Below are 21,814 nucleotides of genomic sequence, written 5' to 3' on the forward strand. Positions count from 1 at the left end.
TCGTAGCCAGCGGCCGTCAGGACCCGAGCAGAGCCGCCTTCCGGCGCTCCAGCAGCTCCCGTTCGGCGACGGTGCGGACGAGGTCGAGGGCGCGCTCGAGCTCGGCGACGGCCTCCTCGACGCGGCCCAGCGTCGTGAGCATGTCGGCGCGCACGGCCGGCAGCAGGTGGTATCCGGCGAGCGTCGGCTCGCTGCTCAGGGGCTCGAGCACCGCGAGCCCGGCCTCCGGGCCCTCGGCGCGGGCGACGGCCACGGCCCGGTTGAGCTCGATCACCGGGGACGGGGTGAGGGCCGCGAGCTCGCCGTAGAGGGCCGCGATCGCCGCCCAGTCGGTGTCGTCGGTGGACCGGGCGCGGGCGTGGCACGCGGCGATCGCCGCCTGCAGCACGTAGCGCCCGCGCCGCCCGTCGGCCTCGGCCCGGGCCAGCGCGGCGAGACCGCGCCCGAGCAGCACGCGGTCCCAGCGCGCCCGGTCCTGGTCGCCCAGCAGCACCGGCTCCCCCGACGGCCCGACCCGTGCCCGCAGGCGCGAGGCCTGCAGCTCCATGAGCGCCACGAGCCCGTGCACCTCGGGCTCCTCGGGGGCCAGGGCGGCGAGGACGCGGCCGAGGCGCATCGCCTCGACGCACAGGGACGGGCGCGTCCAGTCCACGCCGGTGGTCGCGGCGTAGCCCTCGTTGAACACGAGGTAGATCACCTCGAGCACCGCGCCGAGCCGGGCGGCGAGCTCGTCGCCGACGGGGACGGCCAGAGCGTCGGGCCCCACGCCGGCCAGCCGCTTCTTCGCCCGCGAGATCCGCTGCCCGATCGTCGGCGACGGGACGAGGAATGCGTGGGCGATCTCGTCGGTGGTCAGGCCGCCGAACAGCCGCAGGGTGAGCGCGACCCGGGACTCACGGGCGACCGCCGGGTGGCAGGTGGCGAACAGCAGCGCGAGGACGTCGTCGCCCACGGCCGCCGCCCCGTCCCCGACCGCCGCGTCCGCGGCCGGGGCGACAGTGTCGTCGCCCGCCCACCCCACCAGCAGCTCGGTCTTGCGCGCGAGGTTCTGCTCGCGGCGGATCACGTCGATCGCCCGGCGCCGCGCGGTGGCGGCGAGCCACGCGCCGGGGTTGTCCGGGACCCCGTCGCGCGGCCACTGCTCCATCGCCGCGACGAGCGCGTCGTGGGCGAGCTCCTCGGCGAGGCCGACGTCGCGCACGACCCGCGCGACGCCGGCCACGATCCGGGCGGACTCCATCCGCCACACCGTCTCGAGGACGGCATAGGGGTCCGGGGCGGTCGTCGTCATCAGCTCCCGTGCTGCTGGGCCTGCCGCGCCCGCAGCTCCTCCTCGGCGTCGAGCACCTCCTGCGGCGCGAGGCCCTCGAAGTCCTCGGCCTCGGTCACGCGGCGCACCTCGAGGCGCTCCCCTCCCCGGAACGGCGCGCGCTTCGCCCAGGACAGCGCCTCCTCCAGCGAGTCGACCTTGAGGATCCAGAACCCGCCGACCAGCTCCTTGGCCTCGGTGAAGGGCCCGTCGCTGACGGTCGGCTCCTCGCCGTCGAACGTGACCGCGGCCCCCTGGGCACTGGGGGCGAGGCCCTCCCCGGCGAGCAGCACGCCGGCGTCGACCATCGCGGTGTTGAACCGGCCCATCTCCTCGAACATCGCGGGGTCCGGCGGCGTGTCCTTCTGGGCGTTCTCGTCGTACTTGAGCAGCAGCATGAAGCGCATCGGGATCTCCTGGTGTCGTCTGGGGCGGGGTGGGTCAGACCTGCTCGCGCTCGGCCACTCGCCGGCGCAGCGTGGCCTCGGCGTCGAGCACCTCGGCCGGGGCAACGTCCTCGAGGTCGCTCATCTCGGCGATCCGGCGGACCTGGAGCGTCACGCCGGGGCCGATCGGGCAGCGCCGCGCCCACTGCACGGCCTCCTCGCGGGACGCGACCTCGAGCATCCAGAATCCCGCGATCAGTTCCTTGGCCTCGGTGAACGGGCCGTCGGTGACGCTCGGGCCCTCGCCGTCGTGGGTCACGAGGAACCCGTCGGAGCTCGGCGCCAGGCCTTCGGCGGCCAGCAGGACGCCGGCGTCCACGAGCTCGGTGTTGAAGCGGCCCATCGCCTCGAAGGCCTCCTCGGCCGGCGGGGCGTCCGGGCCGCCCAACGCCATCGACTCGGGGGCCTCCATGATCAGCATGTAGCGCATCGGTCGCTCCTCGCGGCTCGTCGGCGGGGCACTCTCCCCCACCGCTCACCCGTGCGTCGATCGGCTGCGGGGTTCTTCGACACGGTCGTTGCGAGAATTCCTAACGGAGTGCGCCGAGCCAGTTGGTCAGCAGGTCCGCGCCCGCATCGCCCGACTTCTCGGGGTGGAACTGGGTGGCCGACAGCGGCCCGTTCTCGACGGCGGCGACGAAGTCCTCACCGTGGTGGGCCCACGTGACCCGCGCCGGCCGGAAGTGCTCGGGCGCCTCCTGCTCCCAGCGGCGCACCGCGAAGGAGTGGACGAAGTAGAAGCGGGTGGCCGGGTCCATGCCGGCGAACAGCACGCTGTCCTGCGGCGCCGAGACCGTGTTCCACCCCATGTGGGGCAGCACATCGGCCTGCAGCTTCTCGACGGTCCCGGGCCACTGCCCCGCGCCCCGGGCCTCCTCGCCGAACTCGACGCCGCGGTCGAAGAGCACCTGCATGCCCACGCAGATGCCGAGCACCGGGCGTCCGCCCGCGAGGCGCTGCTCGATGAGGCGCTCGCCGGACACCGAGCGCAGGCCCGCCGCGCACGCCGCGAACGCGCCCACGCCGGGCACGACGAGGCCGTCGGCGGCGAGGGCCGCACGGTGGTCGGCGGTGACCTCGACGTCGGCGCCGACCCGCTGCAGCGCCCGCTCGGCCGACCGCAGGTTGCCCGAGCCGTAGTCGAGCACGACGACGCGCGGCGAGCGGGTGCGGGCGGGGTTCTCCGTGGTCGACGGGGACGGCGTGGTCACGATCTCCAGGCTACCGAGGCACCTGGAGCACGAGCAGGCGTCCCGGCCCGTCCGGGTCGGGGCCGTCGGCGCCCGCGACGGGGCTCGCGAACCCCTGCTCGGCGAGCCCGGCGACCTGGGCGTCGTACCCGGCGTCGTTCCAGGTGCCCTCGGGGATCGCGGCCACCACGTACCCGCCGGCGACGGCGGCCCGCGCGAAGCCGGTGAGCGCGCCCGGCCCGAGGTGACCCGGGACGAGGGCGCCGACGCAGGTGACGACGCCGAACTTGGCGCGGGCGCCCGGCACGCCGCGACCGAGGTCGGCGGGGCCCAGGTCGTGGTAGACCCGCCGCCGCCGGGCCCGGCGGATCATGCCCGGGGACAGGTCGAGACCGTCGAGCGAACCGAACCCGCGGGCGGCGAGCGCGACACCGACCAGCCCCGTCCCGCACCCGGCGTCGAGGACGTCGGTGCGCGGGTCGACGAGCTCGGCGACCCGGGCGGCGACGCGCTCGGGCCCGGCGTGCCCGAGGAGCGCCGCGACCTCCTCGCCGTCGTAGGTCGGCGCCCACTCGTCGTAGAGGCGGCGGACCTCCTCGACCTCGCCCGCCGCGAGGACGGCCGCGAGCCGCTCCTCGGCGTCGGTGGCCACCTCAGGCGCCGGGCACGAGACGCAGCACCGCGGCACCGAGCGCCAGCACCGCGAGCACGGCGCACACCACCGCGCCGACCTTGCTGCGCGACCAGAAGCTGACCACGCCACCGACGAGGAAGCCGGCGAGCGCCAGCAGCCCGACGATCAGGAGATCACTCGAGCTCACGACTCCAGGACGCCCTTGGTCGACGCGGGACCCTCGAGACGCGGGTCGGGCTCGGTCGCGGCGCGCAGGGCGCGGGCGAGCGCCTTGTACTCGGCCTCGGTGATGTGGTGGGGGTCGCGGCCGCCGGTGACCCGCACGTGCAGGGCGATGCCGGCGTGGAAGGCGATCGACTCGAAGACGTGGCGATTGAGCACCGTGGGGTAGTTGCCGCCCACGACGAACCCGGCCATGGACTCGGGCTCGCCGGTGTGCACGCAGTAGGGCCGGCCCGAGACGTCGACGACGGCCTGCGCGAGCGCCTCGTCCATCGGGATCCAGGCGTCGCCGAAGCGCCGGATGCCGGACTTGTCGCCGAGCGCCTGCTTGAGCGCCTGCCCGAGCACGATCGAGACGTCCTCGACGGTGTGGTGGGCGTCGATCTCGACGTCCCCGGTCGCCCGGACCACCAGGTCGAGCGCGCCGTGCTTGCCCAGCGCGTCGAGCATGTGGTCGAAGAAGGGCACGCCGGTGGCGACCTCCGTGTGTCCCGTGCCGTCGAGATCGATCTCGACGAGCACGCTCGACTCCTTGGTCACCCGCTCCACGCGTCCCGTTCGCCCCACGTGCCCAGGCTACGCACCCTGGTCAGGAGCACGCTGCCACCCCGAACGGCCGATCGTCTTGGTCCGCGCCGTCACCTAGCGTTGACATGGTCGCCTGACAGGGGGAGTTCACGTGACGACGACGACCTGGCTGATCGTGATCGGTGTCGTCCTCGTCGTGCTCTACGTGTGGTCGGTGTTCCACTGGCCCCGGCAGCGCTGCCGCAAGTGCTACCCCGCCGCCGGGCGGGACTTCGGGCCGCTCCCCGGGTCCTGGACGTTCCGGAGGTGCCGGCGCTGCAACGGGCGGGGCTGGCACGTGCGGCGCATGCGTCGCCTCCTCGGCGGCCCCCTCGACGACGGCGCCGGGGTCTACCAGGGCCCGTAGCTACCGACGCACGATCCGGGCGTGGACGTTGCCGCTCTCGCCCGGGACCAGCGCCTCGACCCGGTACCCCGCGGGCAGGGCGTCGAGCCCCTCGAAGAGCCGCTCCCCCGCGCCGGCGAGGATCGGGGCGATCACGAGGTGCATCTCGTCGACGAGCCCCTCGGCGAGGAACGCCCGCACGGTGGCCGCGCCGCCGCCGAGGCGGACGTCCGCCCCGCCGGCGGCCTCGGAGGCCTGCGCGAGCACCTCGGCCGGGGTGGCCTCGAGGAAGTGGAAGGTCGTCCCGCCGTCCATCGGCAGCGACGGACGCGGGTGGTGGGTCAGCACGAAGACGTCGTGGCCGTAGGGAGGGGTCTCGCCCCACCACCCGCGCCACGACTCGTCCGGCCATGCGCCCCGGATCGGGCCGAACATGTTCCGCCCGATGATCGTCGCCCCGATGTTCTCGCTGCCGGCCAGGAACGCGGCGTGGTCGGCACCGGTGCCCTCGCCGCGGAACGACGCGGACATCCACTCGTGGAGCCCGTCGACACCGTCACCGAACGGGGCGTCCGCCCGCTGGTCGGTGCCCGCGGCGAAGCCGTCGAGGGTGAGCGTGAACGCGTGCACACGCAGGCGGGCCATGGCGTCCTCCTCTGCCTCGGCAGTGATTGCACTTCACAAGCAGTGCAGAAAAGGTAGCCACTCCCGGTGGTAAGTTGCAACCAGTCTGGTGTCAGGAGGTGGGATGCGACAGGACGGGCGATCGGGCTGCCCGATCAACAGGGCCGTCGAGGCGCTCGGCGACTCGTGGACGCTGCTCGTGCTGCGCGACATCGTCTTCGGCGGGCGACGCCACTTCCGTGAGCTTCTCTCGAACTCCGAGGAGGGCATCGCCTCGAACATCCTGGCCGACCGGCTCCAGCGACTCGTCGCCGACGGCATGCTCACCCGCGACGACCCCGGCCGCGGCCGGCGCGCCACCTACAGCCTCACCGAGTCCTCGATCGCGCTCGTGCCGGTGTTCGCCGCCCTGGGCTCCTGGGGTCGCCGCCACCGCGAGACCACCGAGGAGCTCGCCGTGCGCGCCGAGCTGCTCGAGGAGGGCGGCCCGGCGATGTGGGAGGACTTCATGGCTGAGCTGCGCGTGACCCACCTGGGCGCGCCGGACCCGCCCCACCCCCGCGAGCCGGTCCTCGCCCGCCTGCGCGCCGCCCGCGAGGCGGCCCGGGAGCGCGCTGCGGGCTGATCGTCCGCCACGAGGGGCACGTTGCGCATGATCGACGGGCCCCGGCGCATACCGAACGTGCCCCTCGGCGGGAGATCTCCGGATTCAGGCGCGCAGGACTTCCGCGCTGACCTCGAGGAACCGGTCGTTCTCCTCCGGCGTCCCCACCGTGACCCGCAGCATCCCCGGGATGCCGACGTCGCGGACGAGGACGCCGGCGTCGAGGTAGGCCTGCCAGGCGGCGTGGGCGTCACCGTGCCGGGACGGGAACCCGCCGTAGAGCAGGAAGTTCGCGGTGCTGGGCACGATGTGCGCGCCGAGGTCGGCGAGCGCCGCGGCGATCCGGTCGCGCTCGCGGGACAGGGTGGCGACGAGCGCGAGGGTGTCGTCGGCGTGCTCCAGCGCCGCCAGCGCCGCGGCCTGGGTCAGGGCCGAGAGGTGGTAGGGCAGCCGGACGAGCATCAGCGCCTCGATCACCGCCGGGGCGGCCGCGAGGTAGCCCAGCCGGCCCCCGGCGAAGGCGAACGCCTTGGACATCGTGCGGCTGACCACCAGCTTGTGACCCAGGGGCTCGAGCAGCTCGACGGCCGAGGGCCCGGACGAGAACTCGACGTACGCCTCGTCGACCACCACGAGCCCGGGGGCGGCCTCGGCGATGGCCCGCAGCTCGTCGAGCTCGACCGACTGGCCCGTCGGGTTGTTCGGCGTGGTCACGAACAGCACGTCGGGCTGCTTCTCGGCGATCACGCCGACCGCCTGGTCCGCGTCGAGCGAGAAGTCGTCCCGCCGGGGCGCGGGCACCCATTCGGTGCGCGTGCCGGCGGCGAGGATCGGGTGCATCGAGTACGACGGCTCGAAGCCCAGGGCCGTGCGCCCCGGCCCCCCGAAGGCCTGCAGGAGCTGCTGGAGCACCTCGTTGGAGCCGTTGGCCGCCCAGAGGTTCTCGGTGGTGAGGCGGACGCCCGTGGCGTGCGTCAGGTAGGCGGCCAGCGCCGCGCGCAGCGCCGTGTGGTCCCGGTCGGGGTAGCGGTTCAGGCTCGCGGCGGCCTCGCGGGTCGCGACGGCCACGCTCTCGACCAGGGCCGGTGGCGGCGGGAACGGGTTCTCGTTGGTGTTCAGGGCGACCGGGACCTCGAGCTGGGGCGCGCCGTAGGGGCTGCGTCCGCGCAGGTCGTCGCGCAGGGGCAGGGCGTCGAGGGTCACCCCGGCGCCGATGACGTCGCTCACGACCGCGGCTCCCGGCGGTCGAAGCGCGCCGTCACGGCCTGCCCGTGGGCCGGCAGGTCCTCGGCGTCGGCGAGGGCCACGACGCGGTCGGCCACTTCGGCCAGCGCGTCGGCCGAGTAGTCGACGACGTGGATGCCGCGCAGGAACGTCTGCACCGACAGGCCGCTGGAGTGGCGCGCGCAGCCGCCGGTGGGCAGCACGTGGTTGGAGCCGGCGCAGTAGTCGCCGAGCGAGACCGGGCTGTGCGGCCCGACGAACACCGCGCCGGCGTTGCGCACCCGGGCGGCCACGTCGCGCGCGTCCGCGGTCTGGATCTCCAGGTGCTCGGCGGCGTAGGCGTCCACCACCCGGAGCCCGTCCTCGACGTCGCCGACCAGGATCGTGCCGGACTGGGGACCGCCGAGGGCCGTGGTGATCCGCTCGGTGTGCTTGGTGGTGGCCACCTGGGCGTCGAGCTCGGCGTCGACGGCGTCGGCGAGCGCGGGCGACGTCGTCACCAGCACCGACGCGGCCGCGGGGTCGTGCTCGGCCTGGCTGATGAGGTCGGCGGCGACGTGCACGGGGTCGGCGGTGTCGTCGGCGAGGATCGCGATCTCGGTGGTGCCGGCCTCGGAGTCGATGCCGATGCGCCCGCGCAGCACCCGCTTCGCCGCGGTGACGTAGACGTTGCCCGGCCCGGTGACCGTGTCGACCGGCTCGAGCGGCGATCCGTCGGTGTCGACACCGCCGTAGGCCAGCAGCGCGACGGCCTGCGCCCCGCCCACGGCCCACACCTCGTCCACGCCGAGCAGCGCGGCCGCGGCGAGGATCAGGGGGTGCGGGCGTCCGCCGAACTCGGCCTGCGGAGGTGAGCAGACGACGAGGCCCTCGACGCCGGCGGTCTGGGCCGGGACCACGTTCATGACGACGCTCGACGGGTAGACCGCGAGCCCGCCGGGCGCGTAGAGCCCGACGCGGGACACCGGCACCCAGCGCTCGGTGACCGTGCCGCCGGGTACCACCTGCGTCGTCGTGTCGACCCGGCGCTGGTCGGCGTGCACGGCCCGGGCACGCTCGATCGAGGTCTCCAGGGCGGCGCGGACCTCCGGGGCGGTCGCGTCGAGCGCCTCGCGCAGCGCGGCGTGGGGCACGCGGACCGACTCCGGGCGCACCCGGTCGAACTGCTCGGCGTAGTCGAGGGCCGCCTCGGCGCCGCGGTCGCGCACCGCGTCGATCACCGGGCGGACCCGCTCGACGACGGCGTCGACGTCGACCGCCGCCCGCGGGAGCAGCGCCCGCAGCTCGGTGGGGGCGGGGACGGAGGCACGCAGGTCGATCCGGGACAGCACGGCTCCAGGGTAGGTGCCCGCGGCATGTGAGCACTTTCGCGGGTTATGGCACGCGAAACTGCTCACGTGCGCGCGGCGCACCTCGCGAACACGAACCAGCGCATCGCGGCGTACATGAACACCGCCTCGCACGCCCCGGCCACGAGCCGGGCGAGCTGGTACGGGATGCCGGCGGCCGCCAGCCCGTGGGTCACGCCCAGCACGATCGCCGCGTAGTTCAGGGCGACGACCACGACGTAGCGCCCGATCTGGGTGCCGACGGGACGCTCCGGCTCGAAGTTCAGCCACCGGTTGAGCACGAAGCTCAGCGCGAACGCCGTGCCGTACGCGACGGTGATCCCCGCCCACAACGGGAGGCCGAGACCGTCGATCAGCAGGGAGAGCAGCAGCAGGTCGACGGCGAAGGTGAACCCGTTGACGACGGCGAAGCCGACCATGCTCGGCGCGACGACCGTCCGCAGGCCCCGCGGGAGAACGGCGACGACGGCCGCGCAGGCGGCGCGGAAGCGCGTTCGGGCGTCCGACTCCGTCACCCGGCCATCCCACCGGTCCACCGGTCCCCTCCGCGGAGGCCCGGCGGACGGGGGCGTGACCGTCAGATGACGATCAGACGCCGTTGCGCGTCACCGAGAACGACGAGGTCCGCAGGCCGGTGCCCCCGGTCCAGGGCTCGAACCCGGCCTGGACGCTGGTCAGGAACCAGGTCGACTTCACGACGCCGACCCGGGTGGCCTCGCGGGCGAAGTCGGTCAGCGGCAGGTTCGACACCGACGTCACGGGTGTCTTGCGGACGAACGAGATCACCGGAAGGTCGATCCGGCCGTACCAGACCTCCCAGCGGGTGCCGGCCAGCGTGATCTCGTAGCGCTTCGTCCCGATCGGCTGCACCCACGAGGTCCGGTTCAGCCAGATCATCATCTCGGCGCCGGTGTTGCGGCCCGCCTGGGTGGCGATCGGGTCGAACCAGATGTCGTAGGCGGTGTTGTACTGCTGCGTGCCGGCGCCGGTGGGGCGCGACGTGGCCCAGCTCGAGCGGAGGTTGCCGAGGTCGGAGACCCTGCGCGGGAACGGGCTCTTCACGGTGCAGTAGCCGTAGACGCAGCCGCGATAGATCGACGGATAGCCCGCCGGGCCCGTCGTGTTGGTGTGCCGGGCCGTGTCGACGGTGAAGCCGACGCCGCTGCCCGCCGCGGTGATGCACTGCTCGGTGCTCGCGCCCCAGCGGTTGTTCTGCGCGACGTACATCGCGCCGGCCAGCGGGAACGACCCGAACTGGTCGCACGTGCGCGCGGGCGCCGCCTGTCCCGCTCCCGCCCCGGCCAGGAGGCCCGTCGCCATCAGTGCCCCGATCAGCGCGCCGATCATCCAGCGATTCGCGTACCGCAGTCGTGCCAGGCCCTCGCCCACCGTCGTCCCCCCGCAGAAGTCGTCGGCGGCTCAACTGCGCGCGACACGGAAGGATGTGATCCGAACGGGTGTGTTGTGGCCCGGGCGACGGGCCACACTGTGCGGCGTGAGTGCGAAAGCCGAGATCGGCGTCAGCGGACTGGCCACCATGGGGCGCAACCTCGCCCGCAACCTCGCCCGTCACGGGCACGCCGTGGCTCTGCACAACCGGACCTACCAGAAGACGAAGGACCTGGTCGACCACTTCTCCGACGAGGGCACCTTCGTCGCCGCGGAGTCGGCGCAGGAGTTCGTCGACTCCCTCGAGCGCCCGCGCCGGATCGTGCTGATGGTGCCTGCGGGCGCCGCCACCGACGCCGTCATCGACGAGTTCACCCCGCTGCTCGAGCAGGGCGACGTGATCATCGACGCCGGCAACGCCCATTTCCTCGACACCCGCCGTCGCGAGAAGGCGCTGTCGGAGAAAGGCCTGAACTTCGTCGGCATGGGGGTGTCGGGCGGCGAGGAGGGCGCCCTCAACGGGCCGTCGATCATGCCCGGCGGGCCCAAGGAGGCCTACGACGCGTTGGGCCCGCTGCTCGAGGACATCGCGGCGAAGGTCGACGGCGAGCCGTGCTGCACCCACATCGGTGCCGACGGCGCGGGCCACTTCGTGAAGATGGTCCACAACGGCATCGAGTACGCCGACATGCAGCTCATCGCGGAGGCCTACGACCTCCTGCGCAAGGGGCTCGGCCTCGACCCCGCGGCGATCGCCGAGACGTTCCGGTCGTGGAACGCCGGGCGGCTCGACTCCTACCTCATGGAGATCTCGTCCGAGGTGCTCTCGCACGTCGACGCCGACACCGGGAAGCCGTTCGTCGACGTCGTCGCCGACGAGGCCGAGCAGAAGGGCACCGGGCGCTGGACCGTTCAGGGCGCCCTGGAGCTGGGCGTGCCGGTGACGGGCATCGGCGAGGCGGTCTTCTCCCGCTCGCTCTCGGGCCACCGCGACCTGCGTGACGCCGCCCGCGGCCTGCCCGGCACCTCGGGCGCGGTGCTCGAGGGCGCCGCCGCGGAGGGCTTCGCCGACGACATCGAGCAGGCGCTCTACGCGTCGAAGATCGTCGCGTACGCCCAGGGCTTCAACCAGATCCAGGCCGGCGCCGTCGAGTACGACTGGTCGATCGACCTGGGCGCCGTCGCCTCCATCTGGCGTGGGGGCTGCATCATCCGGGCCCGCTTCCTCGACGAGATCACCGCGGCCTACCGCCGCGACCCGGCGCTCGCGACGCTGCTCGCCGACACCTCGTTCTCCGAGGCGCTGGCGGGCGCGCAGGACTCCTGGCGCCGCGTGGTGGCCGTCGCGGCGCAGCTCGGCATCCCGGCGCCCGGCTTCTCGACGGCGCTGTCCTACTACGACGCGCTGCGCGCCGAGCGCCTGCCGGCCGCCCTCATCCAGGGCCAGCGGGACTTCTTCGGCGCCCACACCTACCGGCGCACCGACCGCGAGGGCACGTTCCACACCCTCTGGGCCGAGGAGGGGCGGCCGCAGGAGCAGCGCTGACACCCACCGAGGAGCCGACGTGACGCGGCGACCGTGCTGCTCTGCTCCCCGATGCTCAGGCCTCGGGACGCTCGAGCAGCTCGGTCGGCGCGTTCATCGCCTTCACCTTGCGGCGGTGGCGTCGGTAGCGCTTGAACAGCATGAAGGCGACCAGGGCGACGAGCAGGACCAGCACGACGACCTGGAACACACCGGAGTACCGCTCGACCAGGTACCACCGCGTGCCCAGGGCGTAGCCGCCGTAGACGAACACGGTGTTCCAGATGAGGCTCCCGAGGAGCGTCAGGACGCCGAACTCGTACCACGGCATGTGCCGGGCGCCCGCCGGAAGCGACACGAGGCTCCGGATGCCCGGCACCATCCGACCGAGGAACACCGCCCATCGGCCGTGCCGGTCGAACCAGCCCTCGGCGCGGCGCACGTCCTCGAGGTGCACCATGGGGATCTTCGAGAGCGCCTGGCGCACCCGGTGCTCCGGGGCGAGCATGCCGATGAGGTAGAGCGCGATCGCACCGACCACGGAGCCGCCGGTGGTCCAGGCGATCGCCGCGTACACCGAGAACTCCCCGCGTCCCGCGGCGAACCCCGCCAACGGCAGGATGACCTCGCTGGGGATGGGCGGGAAGACGTTCTCCAGCGCCACGATGATCCCCGCGCCGGGCGCTCCGAAGGAGGCCATCAGCTCCTGCGCCCACCCGGCGAGTCCTCCCCCACCGGATGCGGGTGCTGCTGCGTACATGATCGTCCAACGTCCGCCCACGAGCGTGGGGTTCCCGGTCGGACTGTGATCAGGCCAGCCCCTGCTTCGACCGGTTGCGGGCCTTGTGGCGCTCGTTCGAGTCGAGGATGACCTTGCGGATCCGCACCGCGCCGGGGGTGACCTCGACGCACTCGTCCTCCGAACAGAACTCCAGGGCCTGCTCGAGGGACAGGATCCGCGGCGGGGTGAGGCGCTCGAGGACGTCCTGCGAGGACTGACGCATGTTGGTCAGCTTCTTCTCGCGGACGATGTTGACCTCCATGTCCTCGGACCGGGAGTTCTCGCCGATCACCATGCCGGCGTAGACCGTGGTGGTCGGGCCGACGAAGAGGTCGCCGCGGTCGGCGAGCAGGCCGACGGCGTGGCCGGTCACCGCACCCGGACGGTCGGCGATCAGCGAGCCGGAGATGCGGGCGCGCAGCTCGCCGACCCAGGGGCCGTAGCCGTCGAAGAGCTGGTTCGCGATGCCCGTGCCCCGGGTCTCGGTGAGGAACTCGGTGCGGAAGCCGATGAGGCCCCGCGACGGCACGCGGAACTCCATCCGGACGTTCTGCGACGACGCCGAGTGCTGCATCTCGAGCAGCTCGCCCTTGCGGGCCGCGAGCAGCTGGGTGACCGCGCCGAGGTGCTCGTCAGGGACGTCCACCGAGAGGCGCTCGAACGGCTCGTGGACCTTGCCGTCGACCTCCTTGGTGACGACCTCGGGCTTGCCGACGGTGAGCTCGAAGCCCTCGCGGCGCATCTGCTCCACGAGGATGGCCAGGGCCAGCTCGCCGCGGCCCTGCACCTCCCAGGTGTCGGGGCGCTCGGTGGGCAGCACGCGCATCGACACGTTGCCGACGAGCTCGGAGTCGAGCCGGTTCTTCACCAGGCGCGCGGTGAGCTTGGAGCCGGGCTTGTCACCTGCCCCCCCACCCCGCCCGGCCATCGGCGAGGTGTTGGTGCCGATGGTCATCGCGATCGCCGGCTCGTCGACGGTGATGCGCGGCAGCGGGTGCGGGTCGTCCGGGTCGGCGAGGGTGTCGCCGATGGTGACCTCGGAGATCCCCGCCACCGCGACGATGTCGCCGGCGTCGGCGTACTCGGCCGAGACCCGCTCGAGGCCCTCGGTGCGCAGCAGCTCGGTGACCTTCACGCGGGTGACGGCGCCGTTCTCGCGGCACCAGGCGACCTGCTGGCCGCGGCGGATGCGCCCGGAGCGCACGCGGCAGAGCGCGATGCGGCCGAGGTATGCCGAGGCGTCGAGGTTGGTGACGTGGGCCTGCAGGACGCCGTTCGGGTCGTCGGCCGGGGCCGGGACCTCGGTCATCAGCGTGTCGAACAGCGGCTGGAGGTCCGGGGAGTCCGGGACGTCGCCGTCGGCGGGCCGCTCGGCCGACGCCTTGCCGGCGCGGGCGCTGGCGTAGATCACCGGCAGGTCCAGCAGGTGCGCGACGACGTCGTCGTCGAGGTCGAGGTCGGTGGCCAGCTCGAGCAGCAGCTCGAGGGACTCGTCGACGACCTCGGCGCAGCGCGCGTCGGCGCGGTCGGTCTTGTTGACCACCAGGATCACCGGCAGGTGCGCCGAGAGCGCCTTGCGCAGCACGAAGCGCGTCTGGGGCAGCGGGCCCTCGCTGGCGTCGACGAGGAGCACCACGCCGTCGACCATCGACAGGCCGCGCTCGACCTCGCCACCGAAGTCGGCGTGGCCGGGGGTGTCGATGACGTTGATCGTCACGCCGTCCCGGTGGATCGCCGTGTTCTTCGCGAGGATCGTGATGCCCTTCTCGCGCTCGAGGTCGCCCGAGTCCATGACCCGGTCGACCAGCTCGGCGCGCGCGGCGAACGCCCCGGACTGACGCAGCATGGCGTCCACCAGGGTCGTCTTGCCGTGGTCGACGTGCGCGACGATCGCGACGTTGCGCAGGTCGGCACGTCCCGTCATGGCAGGCTCGGGACGCTCGGTGGCGGTGACGGACACGCGGGGGACTCCAGCCGGAGAAGACAGTTCGACTCCTCCAGGTTACGGCCCGTGATCTCAACCACCGGCGGCGACCGGGGTGTCCCCGGACACGTCGGCCGCGAGGACCTCCCCGATCCGGGGTGCGAGCTTGGCGAGATTGTCACCCCAGACGGCGTGCACGACCCCCGATCGGGCCCGGTGCACCCCGTCGCCGAGGCCCCGGCCGGACACGCAGCGCAGCTCCGCGACCGGCGTCGGGTCGAGGCGGGGCAGGTGCCGGCGGACGTGGTCGACCACCGCCTCCCGGGACCGGCGGGCGACCTCGTCGGCGCCCAGCTCCCAGGCCGTGTCCTCGTCGGGCAGGTGCCCGCCGACGGCCCAGTGCCCCGAGCCCGTCCGGTGTTGATAGGTGCTGGCGAGCGGCCCGTCGGGGCGTCCGTCGAGGTGGCACGGCCCGTCGGCGGGCCCCTCGAACGCGAACCGGGCGTGGTGGGAGAGCGCCTCGGGCACGTCGATGTCCAGCGGCGCCACCAGGGCGGGCGTGCCGACGCCCGCGGCGACGACGACGGCGTCGGCGGCGTCGCGGCCCCCGTCGGCGTACCGGACCGTCCCGTCGGCCGCCACGCCCTCGACGGCCCGGCGCTCCGGGAGGACGGCCTCGCGCAGGAATGCCCCGGCCCCGGCGAGGTCGAGCACCCCGCCCGCCGCGTCGTGCAGGACCCCGCGCACGACCCGGTGGACCGCACCGGCCTCGGCCATCGCCGCCGCCCACGCGGGCACCCGCGGCCCGCTGACGATCGTGCCCCCGGCCCCGACGAGCGTGCGGCCCGCCCGGAACGACCACTCGTCCCAGAGCTCCGAGGCACGTCGCGCCTCGGCGACCAGCGCGGCGTCGCCGTGCGCGGTGCGGAAGATGCGGGTCTCCCCGGCCGACCGCCCGGCCATCGGCTCGCCCGCGTCGACGCACCGCACCGACGCGCCCGTGCCGCGCAGCGCGTACGCCGCCGACAGCCCGACGATCCCGGCACCGACCACCACGACCCGCATGTGCACCCCTCCCGACCCCGAGTCGGGCTCAGGGTGCACCCCGATTCGCCGGGCCGCAGGGGCGCGCAGCATCGAGGTCATGAGGATCGTGGTGTGGGTTCTGGTGGGTGTCGGTGCGCTGGTGCTGCTCGGCGGGGTGGTCCTGCCGATCGTGCAGTGGCTGCTCGGGACGCTGGTATGGCTGATCCCGGCGGCGCTGGTCGTCGGCGGCGGGGTCTGGCTCGTGAAGCGGTCGAGGGACCGCAAGGAGGTGGGCGCGCCGGGGCGCCCGCAGCAGATCCGCTGAGCCCGGCCCTGCCGCGTTCAGCCCGTCCGGGCTCAGCCCTTCGGGGCCCGCGGCGACCGGGGTGAGAAGACGCCCTCGACGGCGAAGGCCGGCAGGACGGCCTTCGAGAGCGGGCGGGAGACCTCGGCGAGGCGCGCCATGCCCTCGGTGCCGAGGTGGCGCCAGGGCCCCAGGGACATCCGGGTGGTGTGCTCCTCGATCTCCCGGCGCAGCGCGGCACCGTCCTCGGTGAGGGCGCCGTCGCCGTCGAGCAGGCCGCGCTCGGCGAGCCCGGCGGAGGCCTCGCTCCACTGCTCGGGCGACCACCCGCGGCTCTGCTGGGCGAAGCCGACGGTGAAGCCCGTGCCGGTGGCGACGTGGGTGATCAGCGCCTCGATGCCGGAGAGCCCGGCGGAGAGCAGCGCGTGCAGGTGGGCGTCCCCGCGGTGCTCGCGCAGGAGCGTCACCGCGTGCCAGAGCATGAGGTGCGGCTCGTCGGGCCAGGGCAGGTCGGCGTGGGCGGCGTAGAGGGGGCGGTCCTCGCCGGTGGCGCCCTCGCAGGCCTTGCGGGCGAGCTCGGCGGACTCGGTCACCGCGGCCGAGGACACCTGCTCGCCCAGCAGCCGCCGCAGCGACGAGTCGGCGGCACGCAGCCGGGCGTTGACGACGTCGGCGGGTGCCGCCGACGCCCAGACGCCCGGTACCGAGCGCGCGACCAGGCCTGCGTTGAAGTTGAAGAACGTGGCCGCCACGACGCCGGGCCCGACCGCGCCCATCGGGGCGGCGCGCTGGGCGAAGTACTGGGCACGCGGCTTCGTGATCCCCAGCGGCGCGAGCTCCTCGCCGACCTCCGGGACGAAGTAGATCTGCGAGTGCAGGGGCTCGAGCCGGCCGGCGAGGGCGGCGGCGTCGGCGGGGACGACGGTGTCGGTCGGTGCAGCCACGGCGATCACCGTCTCACGGGGACGCCGCGGACGCCGGGGCACACTGGGGCCCATGTCGTCCTGGCCCGCGCGGGCCCCGCTCGGCGGGCTGGCCCCGCGCCGGCGTGCCTTCGTGCTCGCGTTGCTCGGGGTCGGCGCCGTGCTCCTGGTGCTGATCGGGATCGCGGTGGCCCGCGAGTACCGGGTGCCGCCGCCCGCCGACCCCGCGGTCCCCGGCGCCGTGGTGCTCGTGCCCGGCTACGGCGGCAACCGCGCGGCGTTCATCGCGCTCACCGAGCGCCTGCGCGCCGAGGGTCGCCGCTCGGTGATCGTCGAGCTGCCCTCCGGCGGCACCGGCGACCTCGTGACCCAGGCCGCAACGATCGACGACACCGTCCGCGGGCTGCTCGACGAGGGCGCGCCGTCGGTCGACGTCGTCGGCTACTCCGCCGGCGGGGTCGCCACCCGCGTCTACCTCGACCGTGGGCGGACCACGCCGGCCGTGCGCCGCGTCGTCACCCTCGGCTCGCCGCTGCGGGGCGCCGAGCTCGCCGCCGCGGGCGGCGCGCTCGTGCCCGGGGCCTGCCCGCGCGCGTGCCAGCAGCTCGCGCCCGGCAGCGCGCTGCTCTCGGGCCTCGCGACCGCGCCGGCCGGCGTGCCCTGGCTGTCGCTGTGGACCGCCGACGACGAGACCGTCACCCCGCCCGACTCCGCCGAGCTCCCCGGCACCGACGCGGTGCGCCTCCAGGACGTCTGCTCCGACGCGACCATCCCGCACTCGCGCCTGCCGGTGGACCCGCTGGCGGTCGGGCTCGTCCTGCGGGGCCTCGGCACCGGTCCCCTGCCCACCGCCGACCCGGACGCCTGCGACGCCCTGCGCGACGAGGGCCGGAGCTGACCCATCGCTCATGATCGACGGAAGAATACGGACACTCAACGTCTGCGACGGTCCGCCGCTGACACCGAGGACTAGCTCGTCACGTCCTTCGTCGTGAAGTTCGCCCAGGCGGCGAGCATGAGCACCACGACGTAGCCCGCCTGGAGCCAGAGGCCGGACGAGATGTCGCGCAGGAAGATCGGGTCGCGGAAGAAGTCGACCCAGGCCAGCCAGTACCGCGTCGGCAGGTAGGGCGTCACGGACGAGGCCGCGTCCAGGCTGACGAGCACCTGGCTGGTGATCAGCGCGGCCAGGGCGCCGAGGGTCGCGCCGAGCGAGGACGCCGTGACCGTCGACAGGAACAGGGCGATCGCGGCCACGCCGAGCATCGAGACGACCACGTAGCCCATCGCGCCGAGCAGGCGCGCCGCGAGGTCGGCGGGCCCGAGCGCCTCGCCGGACAGCGACGACACCGACGACTGCGCCCGATCACGCGCGGCCTGATCGTCGGCGACCGCCGTGCTGTCGCCGGTGTCGGTGCCCGGCCGGGCCCCCGACTGCGACGCGTCCGAGCCGCCGACCTGCCCGCCCGCCGACGCCGGTTGCTCGCCGCCGGCCGATCCCGCGCCCGCGACCGCGTCGTCCCCGCCGGTGACCTCGGGCAGCGCGCGCACCACGGCCACCGGATCGCCCGCCCCGAACAGCGAGACCCCGACGACGTACGAGGTGCCGGCGACCGAGAGCACCGCAACGACGACGAACACCACGATCGCCACGAGCTTGGCGCCCAGCAGCGCGGTGCGGCGGACCGGTCGTACGAGCAGGTAGCGCAGGGTGCCCTGTGATGACTCGCCCGCCACGGCGTCGCCCGCGACCACGGCGACGGCGACCGGCAGGAAGATCGGCAGGACGAGCGCCAGCGCGGCGGCGGGGTAGAGCGAGCCGGACTGCAGCACCGCCGACAGGAACGCCGCGCCCTGTCCCGGCGGCGGGGAGATGCGGGTGGTCGCGAGGAAGACGGCCACCACGGCGGGCAGGAGGCACAGCAGGCCGATCGCCACCCAGGTCCGGGGACGGCCGGCGAGCTTGATCAGTTCGACGCGGATCACGCGCGATCCCTCCGGTCGCGCGCGGTGTCCGACCCGGGTCCGGTGAGTGCGACGACGACGTCCTCCAGGCTGCGGCGCTGCTCGGCGAGCCCGTCGAGGGGCACGCCGTGCTCGACGAGGTGGCGGGCCAGCGCCGACGGGCCGCCCGGCGCGGCGTCGACGACGAGCGTGTGGTCGTGGCGCTCGGCCACCGCCCGGCCGAGCAGCCGGGCCGCGCCGTCCGGATCGGGGGTGCGCACCACGAGCCGCCCCGTCGGGCCCCGCACCGCGTCGAGGGCGTCCTCGAGCACGAGCCGGCCCCGGTCGACGACGCCGACGGTGGTGCACAGCGCCTCGATCTCGGCGAGCAGGTGGCTCGAGAGGAAGACCGTGGTGCCGGCCGCGTTCAGCTCGATGAGCAGGTCCCGGACCTCGCGGATGCCGTGCGGGTCCAGCCCGTTCGTCGGCTCGTCGAGCACGAGCAGCCGGGGTCGGTTCAGCAGCGCGCCCGCCAGCCCGAGGCGCTGGCGCATGCCGAGCGAGTACGTGCGCACCGGGCGCCGGTCGACCGCGGCGAGCCCGACGCGCTCGAGGACCTCCTCGACCCGCCCGCGCCGACGTTGCCCGTCCCGGCCACGGCGCGGGCCGGACGCGTCGAGCAGCGCGAGGTTGGTCCGCCCGGACAGGTGCGGGTAGGCGGCCGGGCCCTCGACCATCGCCCCGATCTCCGGCAGCACGTCGGCCACCCGGTGGGGCACCGTGGCCCCGAGCACCGTGATCTCGCCACGCGTGGCGTACACCAGGCCGAGCAGCATCCGGACCATGGTCGTCTTGCCGGACCCGTTGGGGCCGAGGAAGCCGTAGCGGGCGCCCTCGGCGACGTGCAGGTCGACGTCGTCGACGGCGACGTGGGACCCGAAGCGCTTGGTGACGCCGCGGGTCTCGATCACGAGCCCGGACGACGGCGGCCGGGCGTCGATCCGCTGCGTCTGCCGCGTGCTCACTGACGGCCCCCCGCCAGCAGGTCCGCGGCCCCGGAGTCGAGGGCGGCGGGCGGGACCAGCCCGGCCAGCACCCAGGCCCGCGCGCCGTCCTCGCTGCGCACCACGGCGAGCGAGAGCAGCGGGGTCTCCAGTGCCGAGCCCTGCCCGTCGAGGGTCAGGGTGCGCCCGGCCCCGGCGCGGTCGATCCCGCCGAGGAGGGTCGCGGCGAAGTCGGCGGGCAGCGGCACCGCGATCAGCTGTCCGAGCGTCGTGCCGTACTGGCCGAGCGCCGGGAAGCGCCGCTCCGGCGGCACGCGCTCCCGCCCGGCGAGCACCGCGGGCAGCGTGCTGCCGTCGCCACGGCCGAGGACGCCGAACAGGTCGGACGTGGGGCTGCGCGTGACGCCGGCGCCCGGTCCGCGGCGCGGCTCGAGGGCCGTCGGGTCGGGTGGGCCCTGCTCCAGGTCGCCGAACGCCGTGCTGATCATCGGCTCGGCGACCCCCCGGGCCCGCACCTCGACGGCGACGGGCAGCCCGGTCGCCGGGTCGGCCCAGACGTCGAGCGCGTCGACCGTGGTCTCCGGGTCGGCGACCGTGACCCGGACCCCCGCGGCGTCGACACCCGCGACCCGCCGCGCGGGCAGGGCCGTCGCCGGGTCGTCCGGGGCCGTGCCGGCGAGCAGGCGCCGGGCCAGGTCGGGAGGGAGGAGGTCCTCGGAGCGGGGCAGGCGGACCTCCGGGTCGCGGGCGACGATGGTGAGCAGCTCGGCGCCGTAGTCCCAGACGGCCTGGCCTCGCGGGGTGACGTAGCGGTCGCGCTCCCCCACCGCCGAGAGCACGTCGGTGCGCGCCCGGTCCGGGCCCGCGTACCAGCCGCGCATCCGGGTCACGCCGGACAGCAGCGTGGTGACGTCGGCGAGGGCGGCGATGCGCGGCAGGCCGAGCGTCGCACGGGCCTCGGCGTAGCCGGTCCACCCGACGCCCGCGGAGGCCGCGATCCGGTCGCGGAGCTCCTGCGGGTCGGCACGCGCGTCACCCGGACGCGCCGCCAGCAGCGCGGGGACCCCCACCAGGAGCGCGCCGACCACGGCCACCACGGCCCATCGCCACAGGGCACGCCCTGCGGCCGTCCCCGACCGTCCCGCCACCGGCGTCCCGACTCCCCTCGCTCACGTCTCCGCTCGAGGGTGCCACCGAACCGCGCGGCCGGTGGCCCCCTGGTGAGGCGCTAGTCGCCGGCGCTGCGGGCGACGGTGACGGGATCGCTCGCGCCGGGCTGCCCGGACGGCTGGTCGGACGGCTCCTCCGGCGGCTGCTCGGGCTCGGGCGCCGTGAAGTACCGGACCTTCACCAGGCTCGCGACGGTCGTGATCAGCAACACACCGACGATGACGGCCAGCGAGACCTCGATCCCGATCACGGGGACGTCGAGGGGAGCGCCGTCGTTGAGGAACGGCAGCGTGTTGGTGTGCAGCGCCTCGAGGACGAGCTTCACGCCGATGAAGGCGAGGATCACGCCCAGGCCGTAGGACAGGTAGACGAGCTTCTGCAGCAGCCCGCCCAGCAGGAAGTAGAGCTGGCGCAGCCCCATGAGCGCGAACATGTTCGCGGTGAACACGATGTAGGGGTCGCGGGTCAGGCCGAAGATCGCGGGGATCGAGTCCAGCGCGAACAGCAGGTCGGTCATGCCGATCGCGATCATGACCATGAGCATCGGCGTGACCATGAGCCGCAGGCGGCCCCGCGCGTCGCGGCGCCGGACGACCGATCTGGTGCCGACGTAGTCGTCGGTCACCGGCAGCACCCGGCGCACGAGGCGCAGCGCGACGTTCTCGCGGAACTCCTCGTCCTCGTCGTTCGTCATGACGATCTTGATGGCCGTGAGCACGAGGAACGCGCCGAACAGGTAGAACACCCAGCTGAACCGCTCGATCACCGCAGCGCCGGCGAGGATGAACCCTCCGCGCAGCACCAGGGCGATGAGGATGCCGAACAGCAGCACGCGGTGCTGGTGCACCTTGGGCACGGCGAACGCGCCCATGATCAGTAGGAAGACGAAGAGGTTGTCGACCGAGAGCGAGTACTCGGTGACGTAGCCGGCCACGAACGCCGTCGCCGGCTCCTGGCCGGCCACGACGAACAGGCCGATTGCGAAGACCGCGGCCAGGGCGATGTAGACCGCCACCCAGCGCGCCGCCTCGCGGACACCCACCTCGTGGGGGCGGCGGCCGACGATCGCGAGATCGAGCGCGAGGACGGCCAGCAGGCCGACGATCGTGGCGGCCCACACCCAGAAGGGCACGTTCACGGGGTTCTCCGATCTCCGGGGGCACGTCCGGACAGACGCCATCCACCGGAGGTCTCTCCCGCCGCCGATCGGCGACCGAGGGCCCCGGGCACCGTGACGTCCGATGCCGTGCTGACGAGGCCCCCGCGTGGGGATACTCCCCTCCGCTACGGAGTGTGTCACTGATGTGAG

25 protein-coding genes are annotated in these 21,814 nt (G+C 74.2%); 5 read left to right on the forward strand and 20 right to left on the reverse strand.

The window, feature by feature from the left end:
• Positions 1-16 precede the first annotated feature (16 nt).
• From PH189_RS00655 to hisB, 7 genes are all read right to left on the reverse strand, one after another.
• Positions 17-1,291 carry an RNA polymerase sigma factor gene (locus PH189_RS00655; RefSeq protein ID WP_274186798.1) on the reverse strand — a complete coding sequence of 425 codons (1,275 nt, stop codon included), beginning with the start codon at positions 1,289-1,291 and terminating at the stop codon, positions 17-19.
• A complete protein-coding gene (locus PH189_RS00660; RefSeq protein ID WP_274186799.1) occupies positions 1,291-1,716 on the reverse strand; it encodes a YciI family protein in 426 nt (141 codons plus the stop codon). The genes PH189_RS00655 and PH189_RS00660 overlap by 1 nt, the downstream gene beginning before the upstream one ends.
• Before the next feature lie 34 nt (positions 1,717-1,750).
• Positions 1,751-2,185, reverse strand: coding sequence for a YciI family protein (locus tag PH189_RS00665; RefSeq protein WP_274186800.1), 435 nt, complete (start codon positions 2,183-2,185; stop codon positions 1,751-1,753).
• Between the two features lie 100 nt (positions 2,186-2,285).
• A complete protein-coding gene (gene hisH, locus PH189_RS00670; RefSeq protein ID WP_274186801.1) occupies positions 2,286-2,966 on the reverse strand; it encodes an imidazole glycerol phosphate synthase subunit HisH in 681 nt (226 codons plus the stop codon).
• Positions 2,967-2,976: 10 nt separating this feature from the next.
• The gene (locus PH189_RS00675; RefSeq protein ID WP_274186802.1) at positions 2,977-3,597 is read right to left on the reverse strand and encodes a class I SAM-dependent DNA methyltransferase; all 621 of its coding nucleotides are present in this window, start codon (positions 3,595-3,597) and stop codon (positions 2,977-2,979) included.
• A gap of 1 nt (position 3,598) precedes the next feature.
• Positions 3,599-3,766, reverse strand: a complete 168-nt coding sequence (locus PH189_RS00680; RefSeq protein WP_274186803.1) for a hypothetical protein — start codon at positions 3,764-3,766, stop codon at positions 3,599-3,601.
• Entirely contained in the window at positions 3,763-4,368 is a 606-nt protein-coding gene (gene hisB / locus PH189_RS00685; RefSeq protein WP_274186804.1) for an imidazoleglycerol-phosphate dehydratase HisB, read from the reverse strand. The genes PH189_RS00680 and hisB overlap by 4 nt, the downstream gene beginning before the upstream one ends.
• 112 nt (positions 4,369-4,480) lie before the next feature.
• On the opposite strand from hisB, the gene PH189_RS00690 reads away from it, so the two are divergent.
• Positions 4,481-4,735 carry a hypothetical protein gene (locus PH189_RS00690; protein ID WP_274186805.1) on the forward strand — a complete coding sequence of 85 codons (255 nt, stop codon included), beginning with the start codon at positions 4,481-4,483 and terminating at the stop codon, positions 4,733-4,735.
• Here PH189_RS00690 and PH189_RS00695 read toward each other — a convergent pair whose 3' ends face one another.
• Entirely contained in the window at positions 4,736-5,359 is a 624-nt protein-coding gene (locus PH189_RS00695) for a dihydrofolate reductase family protein (RefSeq protein WP_274186806.1), read from the reverse strand.
• 103 nt (positions 5,360-5,462) lie between these two features.
• Between PH189_RS00695 and PH189_RS00700 the strand changes: the two genes are divergently transcribed.
• Positions 5,463-5,963 (forward strand): winged helix-turn-helix transcriptional regulator, encoded by a 501-nt coding sequence (locus PH189_RS00700; RefSeq protein ID WP_274186807.1) that lies wholly within the window; start codon positions 5,463-5,465, stop codon positions 5,961-5,963.
• Between the two features lie 84 nt (positions 5,964-6,047).
• On the opposite strand, the gene PH189_RS00705 is transcribed toward PH189_RS00700, so the two are convergent.
• From PH189_RS00705 to PH189_RS00720, 4 genes are all read right to left on the reverse strand, one after another.
• The gene (locus tag PH189_RS00705) at positions 6,048-7,169 is read right to left on the reverse strand and encodes a histidinol-phosphate transaminase (protein WP_274186808.1); all 1,122 of its coding nucleotides are present in this window, start codon (positions 7,167-7,169) and stop codon (positions 6,048-6,050) included.
• On the reverse strand, positions 7,166-8,497 hold the full coding sequence (hisD, locus tag PH189_RS00710; protein ID WP_274186809.1) for a histidinol dehydrogenase: 1,332 nt from the start codon (positions 8,495-8,497) through the stop codon (positions 7,166-7,168). Before hisD ends, PH189_RS00705 begins: the two co-directional genes overlap by 4 nt.
• 62 nt (positions 8,498-8,559) lie before the next feature.
• On the reverse strand, positions 8,560-9,030 hold the full coding sequence (locus tag PH189_RS00715) for a GtrA family protein (protein WP_274186810.1): 471 nt from the start codon (positions 9,028-9,030) through the stop codon (positions 8,560-8,562).
• Between the two features lie 73 nt (positions 9,031-9,103).
• Positions 9,104-9,904, reverse strand: coding sequence for a GH12 family glycosyl hydrolase domain-containing protein (locus tag PH189_RS00720; RefSeq protein WP_274186811.1), 801 nt, complete (start codon positions 9,902-9,904; stop codon positions 9,104-9,106).
• 106 nt (positions 9,905-10,010) lie between these two features.
• Here PH189_RS00720 and gndA point away from each other — a divergent pair, with 106 nt between their 5' ends.
• The gene (gene gndA, locus PH189_RS00725) at positions 10,011-11,450 is read left to right on the forward strand and encodes an NADP-dependent phosphogluconate dehydrogenase (RefSeq protein ID WP_274186812.1); all 1,440 of its coding nucleotides are present in this window, start codon (positions 10,011-10,013) and stop codon (positions 11,448-11,450) included.
• Between the two features lie 55 nt (positions 11,451-11,505).
• Here gndA and PH189_RS00730 read toward each other — a convergent pair whose 3' ends face one another.
• The 3 genes from PH189_RS00730 to PH189_RS00740 form a co-directional block, all read right to left on the reverse strand.
• A complete protein-coding gene (locus tag PH189_RS00730) occupies positions 11,506-12,129 on the reverse strand; it encodes a DedA family protein (protein ID WP_274186813.1) in 624 nt (207 codons plus the stop codon).
• 109 nt (positions 12,130-12,238) lie between these two features.
• A complete protein-coding gene (typA, locus tag PH189_RS00735; RefSeq protein WP_274187158.1) occupies positions 12,239-14,134 on the reverse strand; it encodes a translational GTPase TypA in 1,896 nt (631 codons plus the stop codon).
• 93 nt (positions 14,135-14,227) lie between these two features.
• Positions 14,228-15,199, reverse strand: coding sequence for an FAD-dependent oxidoreductase (locus tag PH189_RS00740; protein WP_274186814.1), 972 nt, complete (start codon positions 15,197-15,199; stop codon positions 14,228-14,230).
• 79 nt (positions 15,200-15,278) lie between these two features.
• Between PH189_RS00740 and PH189_RS00745 the strand changes: the two genes are divergently transcribed.
• Entirely contained in the window at positions 15,279-15,485 is a 207-nt protein-coding gene (locus PH189_RS00745) for a hypothetical protein (protein ID WP_274186815.1), read from the forward strand.
• Positions 15,486-15,517: 32 nt separating this feature from the next.
• Here PH189_RS00745 and PH189_RS00750 read toward each other — a convergent pair whose 3' ends face one another.
• Positions 15,518-16,408 carry an SCO6745 family protein gene (locus tag PH189_RS00750; protein WP_274186816.1) on the reverse strand — a complete coding sequence of 297 codons (891 nt, stop codon included), beginning with the start codon at positions 16,406-16,408 and terminating at the stop codon, positions 15,518-15,520.
• Between the two features lie 52 nt (positions 16,409-16,460).
• Between PH189_RS00750 and PH189_RS00755 the strand changes: the two genes are divergently transcribed.
• A complete protein-coding gene (locus PH189_RS00755; RefSeq protein ID WP_274186817.1) occupies positions 16,461-17,285 on the forward strand; it encodes an esterase/lipase family protein in 825 nt (274 codons plus the stop codon).
• 71 nt (positions 17,286-17,356) lie between these two features.
• Here the strand turns inward: PH189_RS00755 and PH189_RS00760 are convergent, their stop codons facing one another.
• The 4 genes from PH189_RS00760 to PH189_RS00775 form a co-directional block, all read right to left on the reverse strand.
• Entirely contained in the window at positions 17,357-18,373 is a 1,017-nt protein-coding gene (locus PH189_RS00760; protein ID WP_274186818.1) for an ABC transporter permease, read from the reverse strand.
• The gene (locus tag PH189_RS00765; RefSeq protein ID WP_274186819.1) at positions 18,370-19,356 is read right to left on the reverse strand and encodes an ABC transporter ATP-binding protein; all 987 of its coding nucleotides are present in this window, start codon (positions 19,354-19,356) and stop codon (positions 18,370-18,372) included. Before PH189_RS00765 ends, PH189_RS00760 begins: the two co-directional genes overlap by 4 nt.
• Positions 19,353-20,483: a hypothetical protein gene (locus PH189_RS00770; RefSeq protein ID WP_274186820.1), complete on the reverse strand. Its 1,131-nt coding sequence runs from the start codon at positions 20,481-20,483 to the stop codon at positions 19,353-19,355. The genes PH189_RS00765 and PH189_RS00770 overlap by 4 nt, the downstream gene beginning before the upstream one ends.
• Positions 20,484-20,563: 80 nt before the next feature.
• Positions 20,564-21,643: a TerC family protein gene (locus tag PH189_RS00775; protein ID WP_274186821.1), complete on the reverse strand. Its 1,080-nt coding sequence runs from the start codon at positions 21,641-21,643 to the stop codon at positions 20,564-20,566.
• Positions 21,644-21,814: the final 171 nt, after the last annotated feature.

It is taken from the genome of Actinomycetospora chibensis (assembly GCF_028737215.1).
GTDB classification, from domain to species: Bacteria; Actinomycetota; Actinomycetes; order Mycobacteriales; family Pseudonocardiaceae; genus Actinomycetospora; species Actinomycetospora chibensis.